Below are 18,806 nucleotides of genomic sequence, written 5' to 3'. Positions count from 1 at the left end.
ATGGCTGTTTCACGTCGACGCATTGGCATCGAAGAAGGCCGTGCCGCCCTTGCCGCGTGGCTGGAAGCCGCCGTTCCGGCGTCGGGCGCTCCGGCGTCAGGCGTTCCGCGTGCCGTGACCGCGACCGCGGTGCGCTACACGCTGGAGGAGGTCACGGCGAGGGCGCCGGGCAACTCCGTGGAGGTGCGCGTTCCGCCGTTCGGCGTGACGCAGTGCGTGGAGGGCCCGCGGCACACGCGCGGCACTCCCCCGAACGTCATCGAATGCGACGCCGCCACCTGGCTGGCAATGGTCACCGGTCGGGTGGGCTGGGCCGACGCCGTGGCATCCGGGAAGGTAGCGGCGTCCGGGCTGCGGGCCGATCTCTCGGAACTGCTCCCGCTGTAGCCCCACCTCCTCTTGGAGTTTTTGTCCATATCGAGGGACTTCAAGGACGTTTTGGACCCATTATCTGGACAAAAACCCGGCCGGCGGGCGGGGTGCTTCAGCCGGCGTTGGCCTGACGCTCCGCGGCGGCAACACACAGCCCCGCCCCGGCGTTTTCCGGGACGGGGCTGCGTATAGTGCGGTTCTGCGGGTTTCCGGTTGTACGGCCGGGCCCTATTCGTGGTTGATGGCGGCTGAGCTGCGCTCCGGCGGACCTGCGTGGGCGCCGGGCCGGCTCATCTGGAAGCCGGGGATGTCCCCGGGGTTGGGTCCGCCGCGGAACTTGGGCGACGGCGCCCCTCCGCCGCTGATCCGCTCGAGCTCCTGGTCCTCGAAGTCATCCTCGACGCCGAGCATGATGGCCGAGTCGTGGTTGGTGATCTCGCCGCGGAATGCACGGACCATGACGCTGCGGTCGAACTGGCCCTCCCACTTGGAGACGACGAAGGTGGCCACGCAGTTGCCCAGCAGGTTCACCACAACCCGCATGGAATCCATCAGGCGGTCCGCGCCGAGGAGCAGTGCCACGCCGGCAACCGGGAAGATGCCGAGCGCGGCCGCGGTGGCGGACAGCGCGAGGAACGAGGACCCGGGCACTCCGGCCATGCCCTTGGAGGTCAGGAGCAGGACACCGAGGGCGGCCAACTGCTGGCCAAGGTCCAGGTTGTGGCCGAAGGCCTGGGCCAGGAAGAGCAGCGAGATCGAAAGGTAGATCGCGGCGCCGTCGAGGTTGAACGAGTAGCCGGTGGGAACCACCAGGCCGGTGGTGGCCCGTGAGCAGCCGGCATTGGTCAGCTTGGTCATGATGCGCGGCATGACAGCCTCGGTGGAGGCAGTGCCGAGGGCCAGCAGGAACTCTTCGCGGGTGTACTTCAGGAAATGCCAGAGCGGAACCCGGGCAAAGCCCCAGGCCACAAGGAACAGCAGCGCAATGAAGACGACGGCGGCGCCGTAGCAGGCGGCGATCAGCTTGGCGTAGGTGCCGAGGGTACCGAGGCCGTACTGGCCGATGATGAATGCCATCGCACCGAAGGCGCCGATCGGCGCCACCTTCATGATCCAGGACATGATCTTGAAGATGAGCTCCAGGACAGTCTCCATGAGGCTGATGACCGGCATGCAGCGCTCGCGTCCGATGACCACGATGGCCGCGCCGAAGAACACCGAGAAGAACAGGACCTGCAGGAGGCTGTTGCTCGCGAAGGCACCGATCACGCTGGTGGGAATGATGTCCAGGATGAAGTGGGCCGCGTCTTTCGGCGGCGTGGTGCCGGTTTTCGCGTTCAGCGCTTCCTGGGAGAGCGTGCTGGGATCGATGTTCAGCCCGGCTCCGGGCTGGACGATGTTGCCCACGACCAGGCCGAAGACCAGCGCGAAGAGCGTGGCCGCAGTGAAGTAGAGAAGGGCCTTGACTCCTACCCTTCCGACCGCCTTGACGTCGCCTACGGCCGAGATTCCGGTGACAATCACCAGGAATATCAGCGGCGCGATGATCATTTTGATGAGCTGGATGAATCCATCACCGAGAGGCCTCAGCTGCGAGCCGAGGTCCGGCCAGAAATGTCCGATAAGAACACCTGCCACGACGGCGATCAGAATTTGGAAGAAGAGCGACCTATACAGGGGCTTCTTCTTCGACGGCGCCGAACTCGCCTTCAGCGCCGCAGAGTCTGGGATCTTCATTGATCTGTACCTATCAATCGGGAACAGCCCCGGAAATCGGGGTCTGTTTCAAAAGTAACCCCGCTCACATTATTCCGCAAGAGGAAATTCAGTTTCCACACTGTGGAAGTTCTCAACAGATCGCGAAAGCCTACTTGCGTCCCCGTCTTCGAGTTTTTGTCCACATCGAGGGACTTGAAAGGGTCCGAAGTCACTCCATCTGGACAAAAACTCCCTAGCGCCGCCAGCCCTGCTTCCGGAGTGTATGCGCCACCCTTGACGCCACCCACTCGGGACCCCGCTCGATGTCGATCCTGTTGATCCTGACCTGCCGCCAGCCAGCGTCCGCAACCCGCTGATCCCGGTATGCGTCCATGGCCTGCTGCTCCGGATCCAGATGATGCAGGCCCTCGTATTCGATGCAGGTCCGGTACCGCGCGTTGCCTAGGTCCGCCCAGACCGGCCTGCCCAGGGCATCGTCCACGCGGCAGTTCGGGGTGAACTCCGGAAGGCCCGCGCCGTGGAGCATCAGGCGAAGTCTGCTTTCGGGCGGCGAATCGACGCCGACGCGCAGCAGGTCCAGGGCAAGCCGGGCCTTACGGACACCGTGGATACCGTGGATACCGTTGGCGTTGTCCACGAACTTCCGGAGTTCAGCCAGCGGCACCATGGCAACTTTTGGCGGACCGAACAACCTAGCGTGTTCGCTGACGATGGCGTCGCCCGCCACCACGAGGTCATCCAAGGGCAGCACTGAGCCAAGATCCACCCAGGTCCGGGCAACAGACGTCAGTCTCAGCCCATCGATTTCGACGACGTCGCCATCGCGGATCCTGAGCCGGTGTCCCGCCACTCCCTTGCGCCGGGGCAGCGTTCCGCCGCCCCGGCGCGAAAGGTGCAGGAAGCGCCCGGGCTCGCGGAAGTGCGGGCCGGTTTTCTTACCCCAGGGAACAGGTTCGACGACGGCGGTTACCGGGCCGCCGCCGTCGGGCCGGAATTCCGCCCACGGCGGCAGCGGAACGCCGTGGATCTCGGCAGCGCTGACAAGGCTGCAGAAGGTAACCGCGTCCAACCGGGTGTGGGATCGGACAAGCGCCGCGAGGTCAGTCCTGCCGGCCTTGGGGACACGGATTCCGCGGCTTGGCCGGTGCAGGTCGGCGCCCAACAGCCTGCTGGTTCCGACGCCGGCAGCGGTGGCCTCCGCAACAGCAAAGGGACGTCGGCCGACTTCTTCTGGAAGGGGAGACAATCTGCTCATGGTCCATTGAGGCACCCCTCCGCATGCCCGCAGAGGTTATCCACAGGCCAACATCCCGGCTCTCGAGTTTTTGTCCATATCGGGGGACTTAGAGGCCTCCCAAGTCGCGATATGTGGACAAAAACTCGAAGAAAGAGGTTAGCCCCGGCCGATGAACGGCATTCCGGCTGCCGTGATCACCACCGAGCCGACGCTGGCCGTGGGGGGCATGCCTGCCATCAGCAGCACCGCGCGGGCAGCGTCCTGCACCGGGAACGTGGGCTCCACCCGGCGGCTGCCGTCCGCCTGCAAGGCTCCCGAATCCACGCCGATGGTGCCCATGATGTCCGTGGCCGTGTTGCCGATGTCGATCTGGCCGCAGGTAATGCCAAATCCCCTGCCGTCCAGTTCGATGCTCTTGGTCAAACCGGTCATCGCGTGTTTGGTCACCGTGTATGCAACGGTCCGCGGCCGCGGGGAATGCGCGGAAATGGACCCATTGTTGATGATCCTGCCGCCCTGCGGCTCCTGCGCTTTCATGGCCCGTACCGCAGCTGCAGCGCACAACATGGAACCGGTGAGGTTCACCGCCACCACCGCATCCCAGTCGGCCACGCTGATCTCGTCCACTGAGGCTGCCGGGCCGAACACGCCCGCGTTGTTGAACAGGACATCCACCCTCCCCCATTTTTCGAGGGCCGCAGCGAAAAGGCGTTCGACGTCGTCGGGCACCGTGACGTCGCAGGTCACCGCCAGCGCCTGGCGGTGACCTGCCGCGGACTCCAGGAGAGGATCCTCACGGCGGCCGGCCAGGACCACGCGGTAGCCTTCGGCCAGCATGAGCCGCGCCACCGCCCGGCCGATCCCGGACCCTGCACCGGTCACGACGGCGACCGGCCCCGGCCGGTGGGGTGGTACTGGCCGGTGGGTTGCGGTCATGCGTCGCTCCTTGCGTTGATGGCCGTGCTGTCAGGGCCGCGGCTACGGTGCAGCGGGCACGTCCGCTGCGGTTACGGGCCAGCCTATGACGGTCTTGGGCCGCGGGCTGGCGTAGGTCCGGACTTTGGACGTGGACAGCCCCAGCCGGACCAGGGACTCCGCGATGGTCACGGCGGCCGCCACTCCGTCAACCACCGGGACGCCGGCACGCTTGCGGATCTCCTCGTCCAGGCCGGCCATCCCGCCGCAGCCCAGGACAATCACCTCGGCTTTGTCGTCACGGACGGCGGCCACTGACTGTTCGATGATTGCTTCGACAGCCCTCTCGGGTTCCTCTTCGAGTTCCAGGACGGCCATGCCGCTGGCCCGCACCGAGGCACACCGCGCATCGAGGCCGGCCAGCTTCAGCCGGTCCTCGATGAGCGGAACCGCCCGGTCAAGGGTGGTGACCACCGAATACTTGTGTCCAAGGAACATCGCCGTGGAGGCCGCCGCCTCGGTGATGTCCACGACGGGGACGTCTAGAAGCTCCTGCAGCCCCTCCCGCCCGTGCTCGCCGTACCCGGCCTGGATGACGGCGTCGAACGGCTCGGGGTAGTTGACCACGGCGTCCATGACGGCGATCGCGGCGAGATAGCTTTCGAAGTTTCCCTCGCAGGAGTCCGCGCCGAACCGCGGCGTGAGCCCGACGATCTCGGTGCCCGGCGCCGCGACGGACCGGGCCTGGGCGGCGATGGAGTCGGTCATGGACTGTGTGGTGTTCACGTTGGCGACAAGTATGCGCATAGTGGTGTCTTCCGTTGTCTGTGGGGCCGGGTGGTGTTCGTCAGTGCGTGCTCGCGACGGCGATGGATTCGCCGTCGACGTCTTCGAGCCGCTGCGAGCGGTCGGCGATGAAGTAGTACACCACTGCGGCGATGCCGGCCGCGAAGAACCAGGCGAACGGGGCGGCTGCCTCGAGCGCCGGAACGAAGGCTATCAGGAGCGCGACGGCGGCTGCCGGGACCAGGGCGATGATGGCCCGGGGGTTGAAGCCCTTCTTGTAGAAGTACGCTCCGGCGGGGTCTTCCGTGTACAGCTCAAGCACGTTGACCTTGCCGCGGCGCAGCAGCCAGTAGTCGGCCATAACGACGCCGAACAGCGGGCCAAGCAACGCCCCGAGGCCACCCAGGAAGTACACGATCACGAGCGGGTTGTTGTACAGGTTCCATGGCAGGATGATCAATCCGATCGTGCCGCTGACCCAGGCCGCCTTGCGGAAGTTCAGGTGCTTCGGGAACAGGTTGGTCAGGGCGTAGACCGGGGCCACGAAGTTGGCCATCAGGTTCACGGCGATGGTCAGGATGAGCAACGCGAGGCAGGCAAGGACCAGGAACAGCGTATTTGGAATGGTCTGGACGATATCTGACGGGCTCTGGATGACCGTGCCGTTGATCTTGAACTGGCCGCCGGCCATGACCACCACGATTGCGCCGAAGAGGAGCATGTTGATGGGGATGCCCCAGAAGTTGCCGCGCACCACTGCCTTCTTGGAGACGGCGGACCGGGTGAAGTCGCAGAAGTTCAGGACGAAGGTGCCGTAGATGGACACCCACAGGGCACCGCCCGCGAAAATGGTGCGCCACATGTCCGCGCCTACGAGGGCGTTGTCAGAAGACCAGGCGATGGACCCGCCGGCCTCGATGAAGATCCAAACGGCGATGGCCGCCATGGTCACCAGGATGACCGGACCGGCGAAGGCCTCGTACTTGCGGATCATTTCCATGCCGAAGCTGACGATAATCAGCTGGACTATCCAGAGGAACACAAAGGCGGCCCAGCCCAGCGTGGACAGTCCCAGGACCGAATTGGAGTCCAGCTCTTTCAGCGAGGGAACCATGGCCACGAGCATGACCCGAAGCACCACCGACGCAAGGTAGGTCTGGATGCCGAACCAGGCCACGGCCACAGCGCCGCGCAGGAGGCTGGCGATCTGGGCTCCCCTGATGCCGAAGCTGATCCGGCTCATGACGGGAAACGGCACACCGGTTTTGACGCCCATGAAACCTGAGAAGCTCAGGAGCCCGAACAGCAGGACGGCGCCGACACCGAGGGCCAGCAGGATCTGCCAGCCGCCAAGGCCCAGTGCGAAAAGGCCGATGGCGAAGGCGTAGTTTCCAAGGCTGTGGACGTCGTTGGCCCACAGGGTGAAGATGCTGTAACTGGTCCAGCGGCGGCCTTCGCGCTTCGTCGGGGCCAGGTCGATGTTGTAAAGGCCGGGGCTGATGGTGCGCCCGGACGCGGCGCTCGCTGTTTCACACAGGGCGTCGACGCCCGTTGCGGAATGGACCGGCCGGCCCGACGACTCTGTCGGGCCGGGAGCCGTTTCGACGCCGACTGATGGGGTCGTCTGCATCTGGTTCTCCAGTTCTAGGGATGGGATGGGCGGAAGCCAACGCTTCCGAGATATTAATTCCACAAGATGGAAGTTTGGTTTTGAGGAGTGGAATAACTTTATGACCTGGATCACCTTCCGGTCAAGGATTTGGCGGCGCACCGCACTGTCACAATCCGTCCGCAGGAGCCATTGCGGCGTCCCCGGGAGCACGTACTGCCGGTTCGCCTTGACCACTTGAGCGCTTCTGCATAATCTCGAATGGCAAGAATGTTTTCTCACAATACGAAAACTTAGAGCCCAGACATTCAAAGATGAAAAGAGGCTGCCGTGGCTGCAGGAGAAGATACCTCCCATATCCTCAGCGGGTTGACTAACCAGCTGCCTGATCGTGATCCGGAAGAGACCGCCGAATGGATTGAGTCCCTGGATACGCTGATCAGGGAACAGGGCACCGAGCGTGCCCAGTGCATCATGCGCAGTCTCCTGCAGCGTGCCGGCGCCCAGAGCGTCGGGGTTCCGATGGTCACCACCACGGACTATGTGAACACCATCCCCGCGGACCAGGAAGCACCGTTCCCCGGCAACGAGGAATACGAGCGCCGCTACCGGGCGTACATGCGCTGGAACGCCGCGGTCATGGTGCACCGGTCCCAGCGCCCGAACATCGGCGTCGGCGGGCACATCTCCACCTACGCCGGTGCCGCGACCCTGTACGAGGTCGGCTTCAACCACTTCTTCCGCGGCAAGGACCACCCCGGCGGCGGGGACCAGGTCTTCTTCCAGGGCCACGCCTCCCCCGGCATGTACGCCAGGGCGTTCATGGAAGGACGCCTGAGCGAGGAGGACCTGGACGGGTTCCGGCAGGAAAAGTCCAAGGCCGGGCACGCCCTGTCCTCCTACCCGCACCCGCGGCTGATGCCCGGGTTCTGGGAATTCCCCACCGTGTCCATGGGCATCGGGCCGATGAACGCGATCTACCAGGCCCAGTCCAACCGGTACCTGCACAACCGCGGCCTGAAAGACACCTCGGACCAGCAGGTCTGGGCGTTCCTGGGCGACGGGGAAATGGACGAGCCCGAATCCCGCGGCCTGCTCCAGCTCGCCGCGAACGAGAACCTGGACAACCTGAACTTCGTGATCAACTGCAACCTCCAGCGCCTGGACGGGCCGGTGCGCGGCAACGGCAAGATCATGCAGGAACTCGAAGCGTTCTTCCGCGGCGCGGGCTGGAACGTGATCAAGGTCGTCTGGGGCCGGGAATGGGATGACCTGCTCGCCAAGGACTCCGACGGGTCGCTGGTGAAGATCATGAACGAGACCCCGGACGGTGACTACCAGACCTACAAGGCCGAATCCGGCGGGTTCGTCCGCGAACACTTCTTCGGCAAGGACCCCCGCACCAAGGACCTCGTCGCGGACCTCACCGATGACCAGATCTGGAACCTCAAGCGCGGCGGCCACGACTACCGCAAGGTCTACGCCGCCTACAAGGCAGCCACCGAATTCAAGGGCAAACCCACCGTCATCCTGGCCAAAACAGTCAAGGGCTACGGCCTCGGCCCGAGGTTTGAGGGCCGGAATGCCACCCACCAGATGAAAAAACTCACGGTGGAGGATTTGAAGGAATTCAGGGACTACCTGAGGATTCCCATTTCCGACGCCCGCCTGGAGGAGGACCCGTACAGCCCGCCGTACTTCCATCCCGGTGCGGACGCTCCGGAGATCGCCTACCTCCTTGAGCGCCGCGCGGCCCTCGGCGGCTACACGCCCGAGCGCCGGGCCAACCACGCGGCCATTGAGCTGCCCGAAGCCAAGACGTTCGACGTCGCCAAGCGCGGCACGGGCAAGCAGCAGGCTGCCACCACCATGGCGTTCGTCCGCCTGCTCAAGGACCTTCTCCGGGACAAGAAGTTCGGGCACCGGATCGTTCCCATCGTGCCGGACGAATCGCGCACGTTCGGCATGGATGCCTTTTTCCCCACGGCGAAAATCTACAATCCGGGCGGCCAGAACTACCTCTCCGTGGACCGGGACCTGGTCCTGGCCTACAAGGAATCCGCCCAGGGCCAGCTGATCCACCCCGGCATCAACGAAGCCGGCGCCGTCGCAGCCTTCACCGCCGCCGGCACCGCCTACGCCACCCACGGCGTACCGCTGATCCCGGTCTACGTGTTCTACTCCATGTTCGGCTTCCAGCGCACCGGCGACGCCTTTTGGGCCGCCGCGGACCAAATGACCCGCGGCTTCATCATCGGCGCCACCGCAGGACGGACCACCCTCACCGGCGAAGGACTCCAGCACGCCGACGGCCACTCCCCCATCCTCGCCGCCACCAACCCGGCAGTCGTCACCTACGACCCCGCCTACGGCTACGAAATGGGCCACATCATCCGCGACGGCATCGAACGGATGTACGGACCGGGGGCCGCAAGCGGCGAAGGAACCGGAGCTGCATCCGATAAAGACCTGATGTACTACCTCACCGTCTACAACGAACCCATCACCCAGCCCAACGAGCCTGAGAACCTCGACGTCAACGGTGTGCTGAAGGGCATCTACCGGGTATCGGTGTCGGGTGTGGAAGGTCCCAGGAGCCAGATCCTGGCCTCGGGCGTTTCGGTGCCCTGGGCGCTGGAAGCGCAGCGGATCCTGGCTGAGGACTGGGGCGTCTCCGCGGACGTCTGGTCCGTCACGTCCTGGAACGAACTCCGCCGCGACGGCCTCGCCGCCGAGGAGGAAGCATTCCTGAACCCCGGCGAGCCGGCCCGGATCCCGTTTGTGGCACAGCAGATGGCCGAGGCGCACGGGCCCATCGTGGCGGTCTCGGACTACATGAAGGCCGTCCCGGACCAGATCCGCCAGTTCCTCCCGAACGAGTTCGCCTCGCTCGGCGCGGACGGCTTCGGCTTCTCCGACACCCGCGCCGCCGCGCGCCGCTTCTTCAAGAACGACACCCACTCCATCGTGGTGAAGACGCTGCAAATGCTCGCGGCGAGGGGCGATGTGGAGGAGGGGGCGCCGTCGTACGCCATGGACCGCTACAAGCTCCTGGACGTGAACGCCGGAACCACCGGAGGAGCAGGCGGCGACGCCTGACGCAGGCAATCCGGCTGTCCTCCTTTGGGAGTTGTTGTCCAGATAATGCGCTTTGGAAGCACTTTTGAGGCCATTATCTGGACAAAAACTCGTATGTGATGTGGGGGACTCGCTTGTATATGGTGTGGGAATGACCCATCCAAACCAGCAGGGGACGACGGCGGTGCTGCTCGCTGCCGGGTCGGGGTCCCGTTTGGGACTGGGGCCCAAAGCCCTGCTGCCGTTCCGCGGCCGCACACTGGTCGAAGTGCTCGCCGGGGTGCTGCTCGACGGCGGATGCCGCGACGTCGTGATCGTCCTCGGCGCCGAAGCGGAGAAAGTCCGCGAAACTACCGACCTGGCCAAGTACACCGTTGCCCACAACCCTGACTGGCAGTCCGGGATGGGCGGGTCGTTCCGGCTGGGAGTTGCCGCGGCGGCAGCTCACGACCATGTGCTGATCGCGCTGGTGGACCAGCCCGGCCTCACTCCGGAAACCGTGTCCCGGCTCCTGGCAGCCCACGCGCCCGGCCGGGTGACTGCCGCCGCCTACCGCGGCGCGGACGGCATCATCCGGCGCGGTCATCCGCTGCTGCTGGACGCCACCCTGCGTGCCGACGCGGCTGCATCAGCAACGGGCGACGCCGGAGCGCGGCATTTCCTGCGGGCCCACCCGGAGCTCATCGACCTGGTGGACTGCAGCGACCAGTCCGGCGGCGGTGATCTCGACACGCCGGACCAGTTGGGGCTGCTCAGCTAGCCGGTCAGGGCCGCATTCCCGCTGCGAGCAACTCCTCCAGTCCCCGCTTGAACCCGGACCGGCCGCCATGGGCGGGATGCCTGATCTTTGGCACGTCCAGGCCGCTCCGGTGCAGGCTGCGGTGCGCCACATTGCCTACGGCCACCACGGTTTCGATCGGAAAGAGGTCAGTCAGTGCCTGCCAGAAGGGAGTTCCGAGTGCTGCCTCGGCCGGCTTCGGAGTGCGGTTGGACATCGGCCGCCCCGCCACGTGTGTATGCCACGGGCAGGCGCTCCACAGCAGGGGCAGGAATTCCAGCTCGGCCAGGACCTGCCACATGACTGTTGCGGTGGGCTCGGCTGCAACGCCGGCGGCCTCAGCCGGCAGCACGTATCCCTTGCCCGGCCCGAACAGCCCAAAGCTGTTGGCCGGCCCCTCAAACATGGTGCGGTTGGTGAACGGAACACCGGTGACCCTCATGCCCCGGAAGCCGGGGGCCTCCCCCACCAGCAGCACCTTCGGGGAACGGTCCAGCATTTCCTGCAGGTAGATCCCCAGGTTCCGCCGGCGCTGCGCATTTTCCGGGACGGCGTGGTCGAAGAAGTTGTTGCACCCCGGCCCTGTTGCCACGGCCCCGAGCCGCTCGATGAAGGCTTCGATTGCCGATGAAGGCATTCCATCCCCATTTCCCTAGGCAGCTTGTCGGGCCACCAGAATATCCGGGCTGCCGCCTTAGCATGGGGGCATGACGGATATGACCATCTTCACGGTGGGGCACTCCACTCATCCCATCGACGAATTCATCGGCATCCTGAAAGCCCACGGCATCAAGAAGCTGATCGACGTGCGCACCGTCCCGAAGTCGCGGCACAATCCGCAGTTCAACGGGGACGCCCTGGCGGCGAGCGTGCGCGCCAGCGGGATCACCTACCGGCGGATGGAATCCCTTGGCGGCCTGCGGCATGCCCGGAAAGACAGCTCCAACGGCGCCTGGCGGAACGCGTCTTTCCGGGGGTACGCGGACTACATGCAGACCAAAGAGTTCTCATCAGCGATCGATGAGCTGATGGAACGCGGGCGGACCGGCAATGCGGTGATCATGTGCGCGGAGGCCGTCCCGTGGCGTTGCCACCGTTCATTGATCGGTGACGCGCTCCTGGCCCGGAACGTCAAGGTGCTGGACATCATGACGGAAAAGTCCGCCAAACCCCACACCCTGACCTCCTTTGCCCGCGTCGAGGGAGAGCGGGTGTGGTATCCGGCGGACTAACGAGCTGCCCGGTCCAGGACGGCGGCCACGCGTTCGGCAGCTGCCGGGTCAGCCCGGGCCAAGCGCGCCTTCTTGAGGTTTTCCCGCACGATCCAGCGCACATCCTTGTCGTCACTGGCCGCCCACCTTTCCAGCCTCTCGAAGCCCTCCGCCGGTGACGCCGCAATGGCAACACTCCAGCAGTACCCCAGCCCCTGCCGCAGCACACGGAACTCTTCAGCACGCCGGGACTCAGGCCCCAGTCCCTGGATTGACGCCGTGATCCGGTCCAGGGTCTCCACCGCCCGGCGGGCATCGTCCGGGTGGCGCAGCAGGCGGGGTTCGCAGATACCGGCCGCCACGGCGCGCTGCACCAGGAGCGGGCCATCCGCCCAGTCCCCGGTCACGGCCCACAATGCCGGCATGTCCGCATCGCCGAGCCGCTGCAGTGCCATCGCCACGCCCTCGCGCACCCGCCAGCGGGAATCGGCTGCCAACGACCTCAACGCTTCCGCGGCCTGCACCTCGCCCTCGGCAAGTAAACGGCCAAAGCCGACGGCGCCGCAGGTGGCCAGGTATTCGTCCTGGCTCTCCGCGCACCTTCGGATCAGGACGGGGTCGGCCACATCGGCGAAAGCCTCCGCAAGTTCTATGTTCCCGCGGGGGCCGGGAAGGCCGGATTCCTGGTTCAGGTAGGCCACCCACTGGTCAGCGGGGAGCGACTCCAGCACCGCCCGGTAATCCGAACGTTTGGTCATCGGCCAATTCCTCGCTCCCGAAGTGCGCCTGGCCGTGAAGGAATCCTGCGCGCTACCAGCGCGGGTGGATTGATTCGCGGAAGTAGCGGTCGTAGATTTCGTGAACGCCGACGTCGAACGTTGCGTCAATGCCGCCAACATCCGCTGCGGCAGCGTTGGAGCGGGCCTGGTCCACGTTGCGCGCGCCCGGGATCACCGTGCTGACGCCGTCCTGCGCCGCGATCCAGGCGATGGCCGCCTGGGCGGTGCTGACGCCGTCGGGCACCAGTTCCTCGAACTCGGCCACCGCTTTGAGCCCCTGCCCGAAGTCCACACCCGAGAAGGTCTCCCCGACGTCGAACGCGGAACCGGTGCGGTTGTAGTTCCGGTGGTCGTTCTCCGCAAAGGACGTATCCGGGGTGTACTTGCCGGACAGCAGCCCCGAGGCGAGCGGCACCCGGGCGATGATGCCCACCCCGGCAGCCTCGGCCGCAGGCAGCACTTCGTCCAGCGGCTTCAGGCGGAAGGCGTTGAGGATGATCTGCACGGTGGCGGTGCCGTCGTGGCGCATTGCTTCAAGGGCTTCCTCGGTCCGCTCCACGCTGACGCCGTAGTTCCGGATGGCCCCCTCCGCCACGAGGGTGTCCAGCGCGTCGTAGACTTCCGCGTTGCTGTAGACGGCCGTAGGCGGGCAGTGCAGCTGGACCAGGTCCAGTTGTTCCATGCCCAGGTTTCGCCGGGAGCGGTCCGTCCACTCACGGAAGTTGGCGAGGTTGTAGTTCTCCGGCAACTGCTCCATCCGGCGGCCCATCTTGGTGGCCACCGTAATGTCCAGGCCCGGGTTATCGGCCAGGAACGCGCCGATGGCCTGCTCGCTGCGGCCGTCGCCATAAACGTCCGCAGTATCGAAGAACGTGACGCCCTCTTCCACGGACGCAGCCAGGATGGCCTGCGCCTGCACCGGATCCACGTTGCCCCAGTCCGCGCCAAGCTGCCAGGTCCCCAGGCCAACAATGGAGACGTTCCGTCCGGTCTTGCCCAACATTCGCTTTTCCATCATCCGACTATAGGCCGTTAGCGCTCTCAAATCGCGAGGCGACTCCCGCTTCCTTCAGTCCAAGGTAGATCTTGTCCCTGGCAATGGGCAGCTCGGCGAACCGCACCCCCGTGGCGTTCCGGATGGCATTGGCGAGCGCCGGCGCCACCGGGTTGAACGGGCTTTCGCTCATCGACTTCGCCCCCAGCGGGCCCAGTTTGTCGCTTGTCTCGGCGAAATAGACCTCACTGCGTGGCACGTCCGCGAAGGTGGGGATGTGGTACTGCCGCAGGATGTCCGTGGTGACCTTTCCGCCGTCGTCCACCTTCACTTCCTCATACAGCGCGGCCCCGAGGGCCTGCGCGATCCCGCCTTCGATCTGCCCCCGGCACTGCCGCGGGTTGACCACCACTCCGGCGTCGGCGGCCTGGACGCTCTGCAGGATCTTCAATTCACCGGTGCCCGTGTTGACCGCCACGCGGAAGCCCTGGACGTTGAACGCCACCGAGCGCGGCGTTCCGCCCCAGTGGCCTTCGGTGGCGAGCTCGACTCCGGCGGCTTCGGCGGCGTCGAAAATTTCCGTCAGGGGGACGCGGGTTCCTTCGCACACCACGGCGTCCTCCTCCAGCACGCAGCCGGAGGACTGCACTTGGCGGATACCCGCGGCGAACGCCCGGATCCGGATGGCGAGCTCCTCCGCCGCGGCCAGCGTCGCCTTGCCCGCCACCACGGTTCCGGCCGAGCCGAACGCACCGGTATCATGCTGCACCAAGTCCGTGTCCGACTGCCGTACGGTGATTCGCGCCGCCGTCGTGGACAGGGCGGTGGCAGCGAGCTGGGCGTGGACAGTCGTGGTGCCGTTGCCGAATTCGGCGGTCCCGACGTCGGCGGCGTACGTTCCGTCCGGAAGGAGCCGGAGCCGGGAGTGGGCAAAGTGGCCCCGTGGCGGGACGGTGTCGATCATGGACAGCACCGTCCCCTCCCCCGTGACCCAGTCCGGACCCAGGTCATCGAGGCCGGCGGCCCGGTATCGATCCAGCCCGCGGGCCAGGGCATCCTGCACCAGCCGGGTGCACTGGTCCAGCCCGTAGCTGCCGTAGTGCACGTCCTCTTCCGGGTCGGAATGGGTGGAGAGCATGTCATCGCCCTCCAGGACCATGTTGCGGCGGCGGAACTCCAGCGGATCCATCCCGATCCCGGTAGCGAGCTCGTCAATCCCGGACTCGATGGCGAAGATCATCTGGCTGAGGCCGTAGCCGCGGAACGCACCGGCGGGAACCGTGTTGGTGTAGACGGCGTGGGCATCCACCTTCTTGTTGGCGCACTTGTACACGCCCAGGGACTCGCCGCAGCCGTGGAACATCACGCCCGGGGCATGGTTGCCGTAGGCGCCCGTGTTGGTGAGCACTTCCAGCTGCAGCGCGGTGAGCCGGCCGTCCCTGCTGGCGCCGGCCTTGAGGTGGATGGTGAAAGGATGCCGGGTGGTGGACGCCGTGAACTGCTCCGTCCGGGTGAATTCGAGCTGCACCGGCCGCTTCAGCTTCATCGCCGCCAGGGCCACGACGTCCTCCGTGAGCACCTCCTGCTTGCCGCCGAAGCCGCCGCCAACGCGGCCGGCCACCACGCGGATCTGTTCCTCCGGCATATCGAAGACCCTGGACAGGGTACGCCGGACCAGGAACGGGACCTGGCTGGAGGTGCGGACCTGCAGCCGGCCGTCGTTGTCGACCGAAGCGATCGCGGCATGCGTCTCCAGCGCGGTGTGCTGCACCCGCTGGGTCCGGTACGTCTGTTCATGGATGAAATCGGCCTCGGCGAACCCGGCTGCCACGCTGCCGAGTTCCGAATGCAGCTCCGCCACGACGTTCTGCTCGGGCCGGCTGATGCGAGCCGTGGCCGCATCTTTTTCCCCGTGGATTGCCGGCGCACCGGGGCGCATCGCGTCCTCCGGGGTGAAGACGGCGTCAAGGACTTCGTACTCCACCTTTAGCGCGCGCACGCCGGCTTCCGCCGCTGCCACGGAATCGGCGACGACGGCAGCAACCTTCTGCCCGATGAACCGGACCACGTCGTCCAGGACGCGTGTGTCGTCCGGATCGTCGGTGTAGAGCTCATGCTGGGCGGTGGAGAACAGCTGGGCCGGGGCGTCGTCGTGGGTGAAAACGGCCACGACGCCGGGAACCTGGAGGGCCGCACTTGTGTCAATGGAGAGGACCCGGGCGTGGGCGTGCGGTGACCGCAGGAGCTTAAGGTGCAACAGCCCTTGCAGCTCCTCCGCGGGAACGTCCAGGGTGTAGCGGGCTTTCCCGGTGACCACGGCAAGGCTGGCGGGGGCGGGAACGTCGTCTCCGAGCTGGCCCGGCCTGGGCTCGGGCTGGCCTTCGCCGGCGATGCCCGACCCCGGGCCCTTGGGGTCCGGGTGTCCTTCGTGGCCGCACACGGCATCCTCGATGGCACGGTAGCCGGTGCAGCGGCACAGGTTTCCCTTGAGGTTCCGGGGCAGGTTTCCCTTTTGCTCCTCGTCGAATGTGGCGGCCGTCATCACCATGCCGGCGGTGCAGAATCCGCACTGGAATCCCTGGCGGTCCAGGAACTGCTGCTGCACCGGGTGGAGGGCCGCATCGGCCCCTGCCGTTTCGGTGCCTGCCGTTTCGGTGCCGTCCGTACCTGCCACAACGGAATTGCCGCAGGTGCGGGCGAGCCCCTCGATGGTGGTGACGGCGTGCCCTTCGGCCCGCACGGCCGGGTAGATGCAGCTGTGCACGGGAATGCCGTCCACGTGGACGGTGCAGGCGCCGCAGTCGCCGCCGTCGCAGCCCTTCTTGACCCCGAAGTTGCCCTGCTCGCGCAGGTAGGTCCGCAGGCACTGGCCGGGACGTGGCTCCGCCGCGGCCGGGATGCCATTGATTTCGATGCCGCGGGTGGTGTGGTTGGCCATGCTCAGGCCCCTTCCTGCTGAGGCGAAGCCTGCGATGTGACCGTGTGCTGTGGTGAACCGTGCTGTGGCGATTGTCGCTGCGGCGGCCAGAAGTCCCCGGAAACCCGGGCCGGCGGGACCCCTGCCGCGGATGCGAGTTCTGCCCTGATTTCCTCAGCCAGCCGGTAGGTCATGTCCTTCCGCCAGGCGGGCAGGCCGTGGATGTCGTCGTGGTAGAGCTCCGCCGGGATGGCGTCGTCGAGGGCTTCTATGAGGGCAGCCGCGGAGGCCGCCGCGGCCGGAAGGCGCAGCTGCACGGGGCGTTTGGTGGCGGCGGTGACCGTCAGGACCAGGGTGCCGTCGGCGTCGAGCCTTCCGATCAGCAGCACCCCCGACCGGCCCAGATTGCTCAGCGACAGCCGACGAAAGGCCACCCGGGCAGCAAGCGCCGACGCCGGGAGGTGGACTTTGCGGAGGAGCTCGCCGGGTGCCAGGCAGTTCCGCCCGTCCCCCGTCACGAACTCCGCCACCGGGACGGTGCGGCTGGTTCCGTCCGCCCCGAGAACGGTGGCCACCCCATCGAGAGCGGCGCACAGCGAGGTCATGGGGCCGGCGGGCAGCGAGGTGCAGAGGTTGCCGCCCACGGTGGACATGTTCCACACCTTGAAAGAGGCCACGAAGGAGTCGCAGCAGGGACGGACGAGGTCCAGGGCGGGCCAGGCAGTGTCCCGGTCGGCCGCGGCAGCGGACCCGGGCAGGGCGTAGAGCTCCGCCACCGTGCAGGTCGCCGCGAGCTCGATGCCCGCATCCGTTACCGTGACGGCGGGCCAGCCGGCGGAGCCGAGGTCCAGCAGCCGCCGGAGCGGTACCTTGCCGAAGGCAAGGCTCCCGTAGGAGAAGAGCACCGTTCCGCCGGCGAGCCAGGCATCGCCGTCGCGCCATTCGGCCGGGTCCTCAGTGCGGACTACGGCCTCGATGGTGTTCATGTCCATGGGGTCTCCTGGTGTTGCGGGGTGTTGACGTTGTTGACGCGGCTAGTTTTGTGAAGGCGGCCGGTTCCGGGAGTCGAACCTGTTCCGTGAATGGGACCGGTGCCGTCTTTCAGCGACGCCGCCTGCACGGAGGCGCCGGCGGCACGGCTGCGGCTGGCCACGAGTTCGGCAGTGATGGACACGGCCACTTCGGCAGGGGTCACGGCGCCGAGGTCCAGCCCGATGGGCGAATGCAGCCGGGACAGGTCCTCGGGGCCCACCCCTGCGGCAAGGAGCGCATCGACGCGCTGCCGGTGGCTGCGGCGCGATCCCATGGCGCCCACAAAGGCGAGGTCAAGCCCCAGCGCGGTGTGCAGCAGCGGGATGTCGAACTTGGGATCGTGGGTCAGGACGCACACCACGGTCCGCGCGTCGATCCGCCCTGCCGCAGCTTCCTCGGCCAGGTAGCGGTGCGGCCAGGCCGTGACCACCTGGTCCGCCGCGGTGAACCGTGCCTGGCCGGCGAACGCCGGCCGGGCGTCGCACAGTGTTACGTGGTAGCCCAGCAGCTGGGCGGCGGGCAGCAGCGCGGCGCCGAAGTCGTTGGCGCCGAAGATCAGCAGGCGGGCCGGGGGCAGCCGGCTCTCCACGAGCAGGGTGACGGGCGCCGGGCCGGTGGCCGGACCGGTTGGGGCGTTATGTGGCACAGCTGTGCCGGAAAGGCAGCCCTCCGGCGGGGCGAGCCGGACCAGCCCCGTCCGGCCTCCGCGCAGCAGGGGTTCCAGCTGGGCGGCGGCCGCCAGCAACAGGCGCCGGGCCGCGGGTGCTGCCGGGCCGGGCAGGCCCAGCAGCGCCGCGAGATCCGCGGAATGCTCCACCTGGAAACCTGCCGGGTCAGCAATCACGACGGCGCCGCCCCCGTGGGCGTCCACGCGGCGGATCAGCGCGAGTGCGCTGGCGGATCCCTGACCGGCGAGGACCCGCAGGCTCTCCAGCCCGAGCCCGCCGGGCGCGGCGCCCAGTGGTTCGATATGGATCTCCAGCTCTCCCCCGCACGTGAGTCCGACGGCGAACGCGTCCTCCGCGCTGTAGCCAAAAAACTCGCGCCGCGTGCCGCCGTCGTGCATTGCCGCCAGCGCCGCCTCCACGACGGCGCCCTCAACGCAGCCGCCGGACAGGCTTCCCAGGACGTCGCCGGCCTCGGACACCAGCATGGACGTGCCCAACGGCCTCGGTACGGATCCGCCGGCCCCCACCACGGTGGCCAGTGCGCAGCGCTGGCCGGTGGCGGCGGGCTGCCATTCCTTCAGTGAAGGCATCAGATCCAACATTGCTGCACTCCCTTTTCCTGTGCGGCGATGGTGTCCATATTCTCGTTCCTATCGTGCGCCGGGGGAAGCACCGGCAATTGTGGCACCTGCATCAGTTTCATTGCAGTTT

At 66.7% G+C, this 18,806-nt stretch carries 15 protein-coding genes; 4 read left to right on the top strand and 11 right to left on the bottom strand.

What is annotated here, in order from left to right; translation table 11 throughout:
* Entirely contained in the window at window positions 1-387 is a 387-nt protein-coding gene (locus ACFVWT_RS00395; protein ID WP_390244216.1) for a sterol carrier family protein, read from the top strand.
* Window positions 388-600: 213 nt separating this feature from the next.
* Here the strand turns inward: ACFVWT_RS00395 and ACFVWT_RS00390 are convergent, their stop codons facing one another.
* From ACFVWT_RS00390 to ACFVWT_RS00370, 5 genes are all read right to left on the bottom strand, one after another.
* The gene (locus tag ACFVWT_RS00390; protein WP_390244214.1) at window positions 601-2,109 is read right to left on the bottom strand and encodes a cation:dicarboxylate symporter family transporter; all 1,509 of its coding nucleotides are present in this window, start codon (window positions 2,107-2,109) and stop codon (window positions 601-603) included.
* Window positions 2,110-2,323: 214 nt separating this feature from the next.
* Window positions 2,324-3,337, bottom strand: a complete 1,014-nt coding sequence (locus ACFVWT_RS00385; protein ID WP_390244212.1) for an endonuclease domain-containing protein — start codon at window positions 3,335-3,337, stop codon at window positions 2,324-2,326.
* Between the two features lie 147 nt (window positions 3,338-3,484).
* Window positions 3,485-4,264, bottom strand: coding sequence for an SDR family oxidoreductase (locus ACFVWT_RS00380; protein WP_390244210.1), 780 nt, complete (start codon window positions 4,262-4,264; stop codon window positions 3,485-3,487).
* 42 nt (window positions 4,265-4,306) lie between these two features.
* Window positions 4,307-5,050: an aspartate/glutamate racemase family protein gene (locus ACFVWT_RS00375; protein WP_390244208.1), complete on the bottom strand. Its 744-nt coding sequence runs from the start codon at window positions 5,048-5,050 to the stop codon at window positions 4,307-4,309.
* Window positions 5,051-5,090: 40 nt separating this feature from the next.
* Entirely contained in the window at window positions 5,091-6,659 is a 1,569-nt protein-coding gene (locus ACFVWT_RS00370) for an NCS1 family nucleobase:cation symporter-1 (protein ID WP_390244206.1), read from the bottom strand.
* 309 nt (window positions 6,660-6,968) lie between these two features.
* On the opposite strand from ACFVWT_RS00370, the gene aceE reads away from it, so the two are divergent.
* Both aceE and nboR read left to right on the top strand, forming a co-directional pair.
* Window positions 6,969-9,737, top strand: coding sequence for a pyruvate dehydrogenase (acetyl-transferring), homodimeric type (aceE, locus tag ACFVWT_RS00365; RefSeq protein ID WP_390244204.1), 2,769 nt, complete (start codon window positions 6,969-6,971; stop codon window positions 9,735-9,737).
* 130 nt (window positions 9,738-9,867) lie between these two features.
* Window positions 9,868-10,476, top strand: a complete 609-nt coding sequence (gene nboR / locus ACFVWT_RS00360) for a nicotine blue oxidoreductase (RefSeq protein ID WP_390244202.1) — start codon at window positions 9,868-9,870, stop codon at window positions 10,474-10,476.
* A gap of 4 nt (window positions 10,477-10,480) precedes the next feature.
* On the opposite strand, the gene ACFVWT_RS00355 is transcribed toward nboR, so the two are convergent.
* Window positions 10,481-11,131, bottom strand: a complete 651-nt coding sequence (locus ACFVWT_RS00355) for a uracil-DNA glycosylase (protein WP_390244200.1) — start codon at window positions 11,129-11,131, stop codon at window positions 10,481-10,483.
* A 70-nt stretch (window positions 11,132-11,201) separates the two neighbouring features.
* Between ACFVWT_RS00355 and ACFVWT_RS00350 the strand changes: the two genes are divergently transcribed.
* The gene (locus tag ACFVWT_RS00350; RefSeq protein ID WP_390244198.1) at window positions 11,202-11,726 is read left to right on the top strand and encodes a DUF488 family protein; all 525 of its coding nucleotides are present in this window, start codon (window positions 11,202-11,204) and stop codon (window positions 11,724-11,726) included.
* Here the strand turns inward: ACFVWT_RS00350 and ACFVWT_RS00345 are convergent.
* Genes ACFVWT_RS00345 through ACFVWT_RS00325 form a run of 5 tightly spaced genes read right to left on the bottom strand, consistent with a single transcriptional unit; the run spans window position 11,723 to window position 18,697 of the window.
* On the bottom strand, window positions 11,723-12,463 hold the full coding sequence (locus ACFVWT_RS00345) for a HEAT repeat domain-containing protein (protein ID WP_390244196.1): 741 nt from the start codon (window positions 12,461-12,463) through the stop codon (window positions 11,723-11,725). The genes ACFVWT_RS00350 and ACFVWT_RS00345 overlap by 4 nt on opposite strands.
* Window positions 12,464-12,515: 52 nt before the next feature.
* On the bottom strand, window positions 12,516-13,499 hold the full coding sequence (locus ACFVWT_RS00340; protein WP_390244194.1) for an aldo/keto reductase: 984 nt from the start codon (window positions 13,497-13,499) through the stop codon (window positions 12,516-12,518).
* A 7-nt stretch (window positions 13,500-13,506) separates the two neighbouring features.
* On the bottom strand, window positions 13,507-16,416 hold the full coding sequence (locus ACFVWT_RS00335; RefSeq protein WP_390244192.1) for a molybdopterin-dependent oxidoreductase: 2,910 nt from the start codon (window positions 16,414-16,416) through the stop codon (window positions 13,507-13,509).
* A 2-nt stretch (window positions 16,417-16,418) separates the two neighbouring features.
* Window positions 16,419-17,387, bottom strand: coding sequence for an FAD binding domain-containing protein (locus ACFVWT_RS00330; protein ID WP_390244190.1), 969 nt, complete (start codon window positions 17,385-17,387; stop codon window positions 16,419-16,421).
* Window positions 17,378-18,697, bottom strand: a complete 1,320-nt coding sequence (locus ACFVWT_RS00325; protein ID WP_390244188.1) for an XdhC family protein — start codon at window positions 18,695-18,697, stop codon at window positions 17,378-17,380. The genes ACFVWT_RS00330 and ACFVWT_RS00325 overlap by 10 nt, the downstream gene beginning before the upstream one ends.
* Window positions 18,698-18,806 lie beyond the last annotated feature (109 nt).

The sequence above is a fragment of the Arthrobacter sp. NPDC058288 genome, from assembly GCF_042880995.1.
Taxonomy (GTDB): domain Bacteria; phylum Actinomycetota; class Actinomycetes; order Actinomycetales; family Micrococcaceae; genus Arthrobacter.
The sequence above is the reverse complement of the archived record's forward strand: the minus strand, read 5'-3'. Positions and strand labels throughout refer to the sequence as shown.

What these genes read in the sequence shown, in the direction of transcription:
- nboR (WP_390244202.1), top strand. Translation starts at nt 9,868, where the DNA reads ATGACCCATCCAAACCAGCAGGGGACGACGGCGGTGCTGCTCGCTGCC.
- ACFVWT_RS00325 (WP_390244188.1), bottom strand. Translation starts at nt 18,697, where the DNA reads ATGTTGGATCTGATGCCTTCACTGAAGGAATGGCAGCCCGCCGCCACC.
- ACFVWT_RS00335 (WP_390244192.1), bottom strand. Translation starts at nt 16,416, where the DNA reads ATGGCCAACCACACCACCCGCGGCATCGAAATCAATGGCATCCCGGCC.
- ACFVWT_RS00375 (WP_390244208.1), bottom strand. Translation starts at nt 5,050, where the DNA reads ATGCGCATACTTGTCGCCAACGTGAACACCACACAGTCCATGACCGAC.
- ACFVWT_RS00355 (WP_390244200.1), bottom strand. Translation starts at nt 11,131, where the DNA reads ATGCCTTCATCGGCAATCGAAGCCTTCATCGAGCGGCTCGGGGCCGTG.
- ACFVWT_RS00330 (WP_390244190.1), bottom strand. Translation starts at nt 17,387, where the DNA reads ATGGACATGAACACCATCGAGGCCGTAGTCCGCACTGAGGACCCGGCC.
- ACFVWT_RS00380 (WP_390244210.1), bottom strand. Translation starts at nt 4,264, where the DNA reads ATGACCGCAACCCACCGGCCAGTACCACCCCACCGGCCGGGGCCGGTC.
- ACFVWT_RS00350 (WP_390244198.1), top strand. Translation starts at nt 11,202, where the DNA reads ATGACGGATATGACCATCTTCACGGTGGGGCACTCCACTCATCCCATC.
- ACFVWT_RS00340 (WP_390244194.1), bottom strand. Translation starts at nt 13,499, where the DNA reads ATGGAAAAGCGAATGTTGGGCAAGACCGGACGGAACGTCTCCATTGTT.
- ACFVWT_RS00395 (WP_390244216.1), top strand. Translation starts at nt 1, where the DNA reads ATGGCTGTTTCACGTCGACGCATTGGCATCGAAGAAGGCCGTGCCGCC.
- ACFVWT_RS00345 (WP_390244196.1), bottom strand. Translation starts at nt 12,463, where the DNA reads ATGACCAAACGTTCGGATTACCGGGCGGTGCTGGAGTCGCTCCCCGCT.
- ACFVWT_RS00370 (WP_390244206.1), bottom strand. Translation starts at nt 6,659, where the DNA reads ATGCAGACGACCCCATCAGTCGGCGTCGAAACGGCTCCCGGCCCGACA.
- ACFVWT_RS00390 (WP_390244214.1), bottom strand. Translation starts at nt 2,109, where the DNA reads ATGAAGATCCCAGACTCTGCGGCGCTGAAGGCGAGTTCGGCGCCGTCG.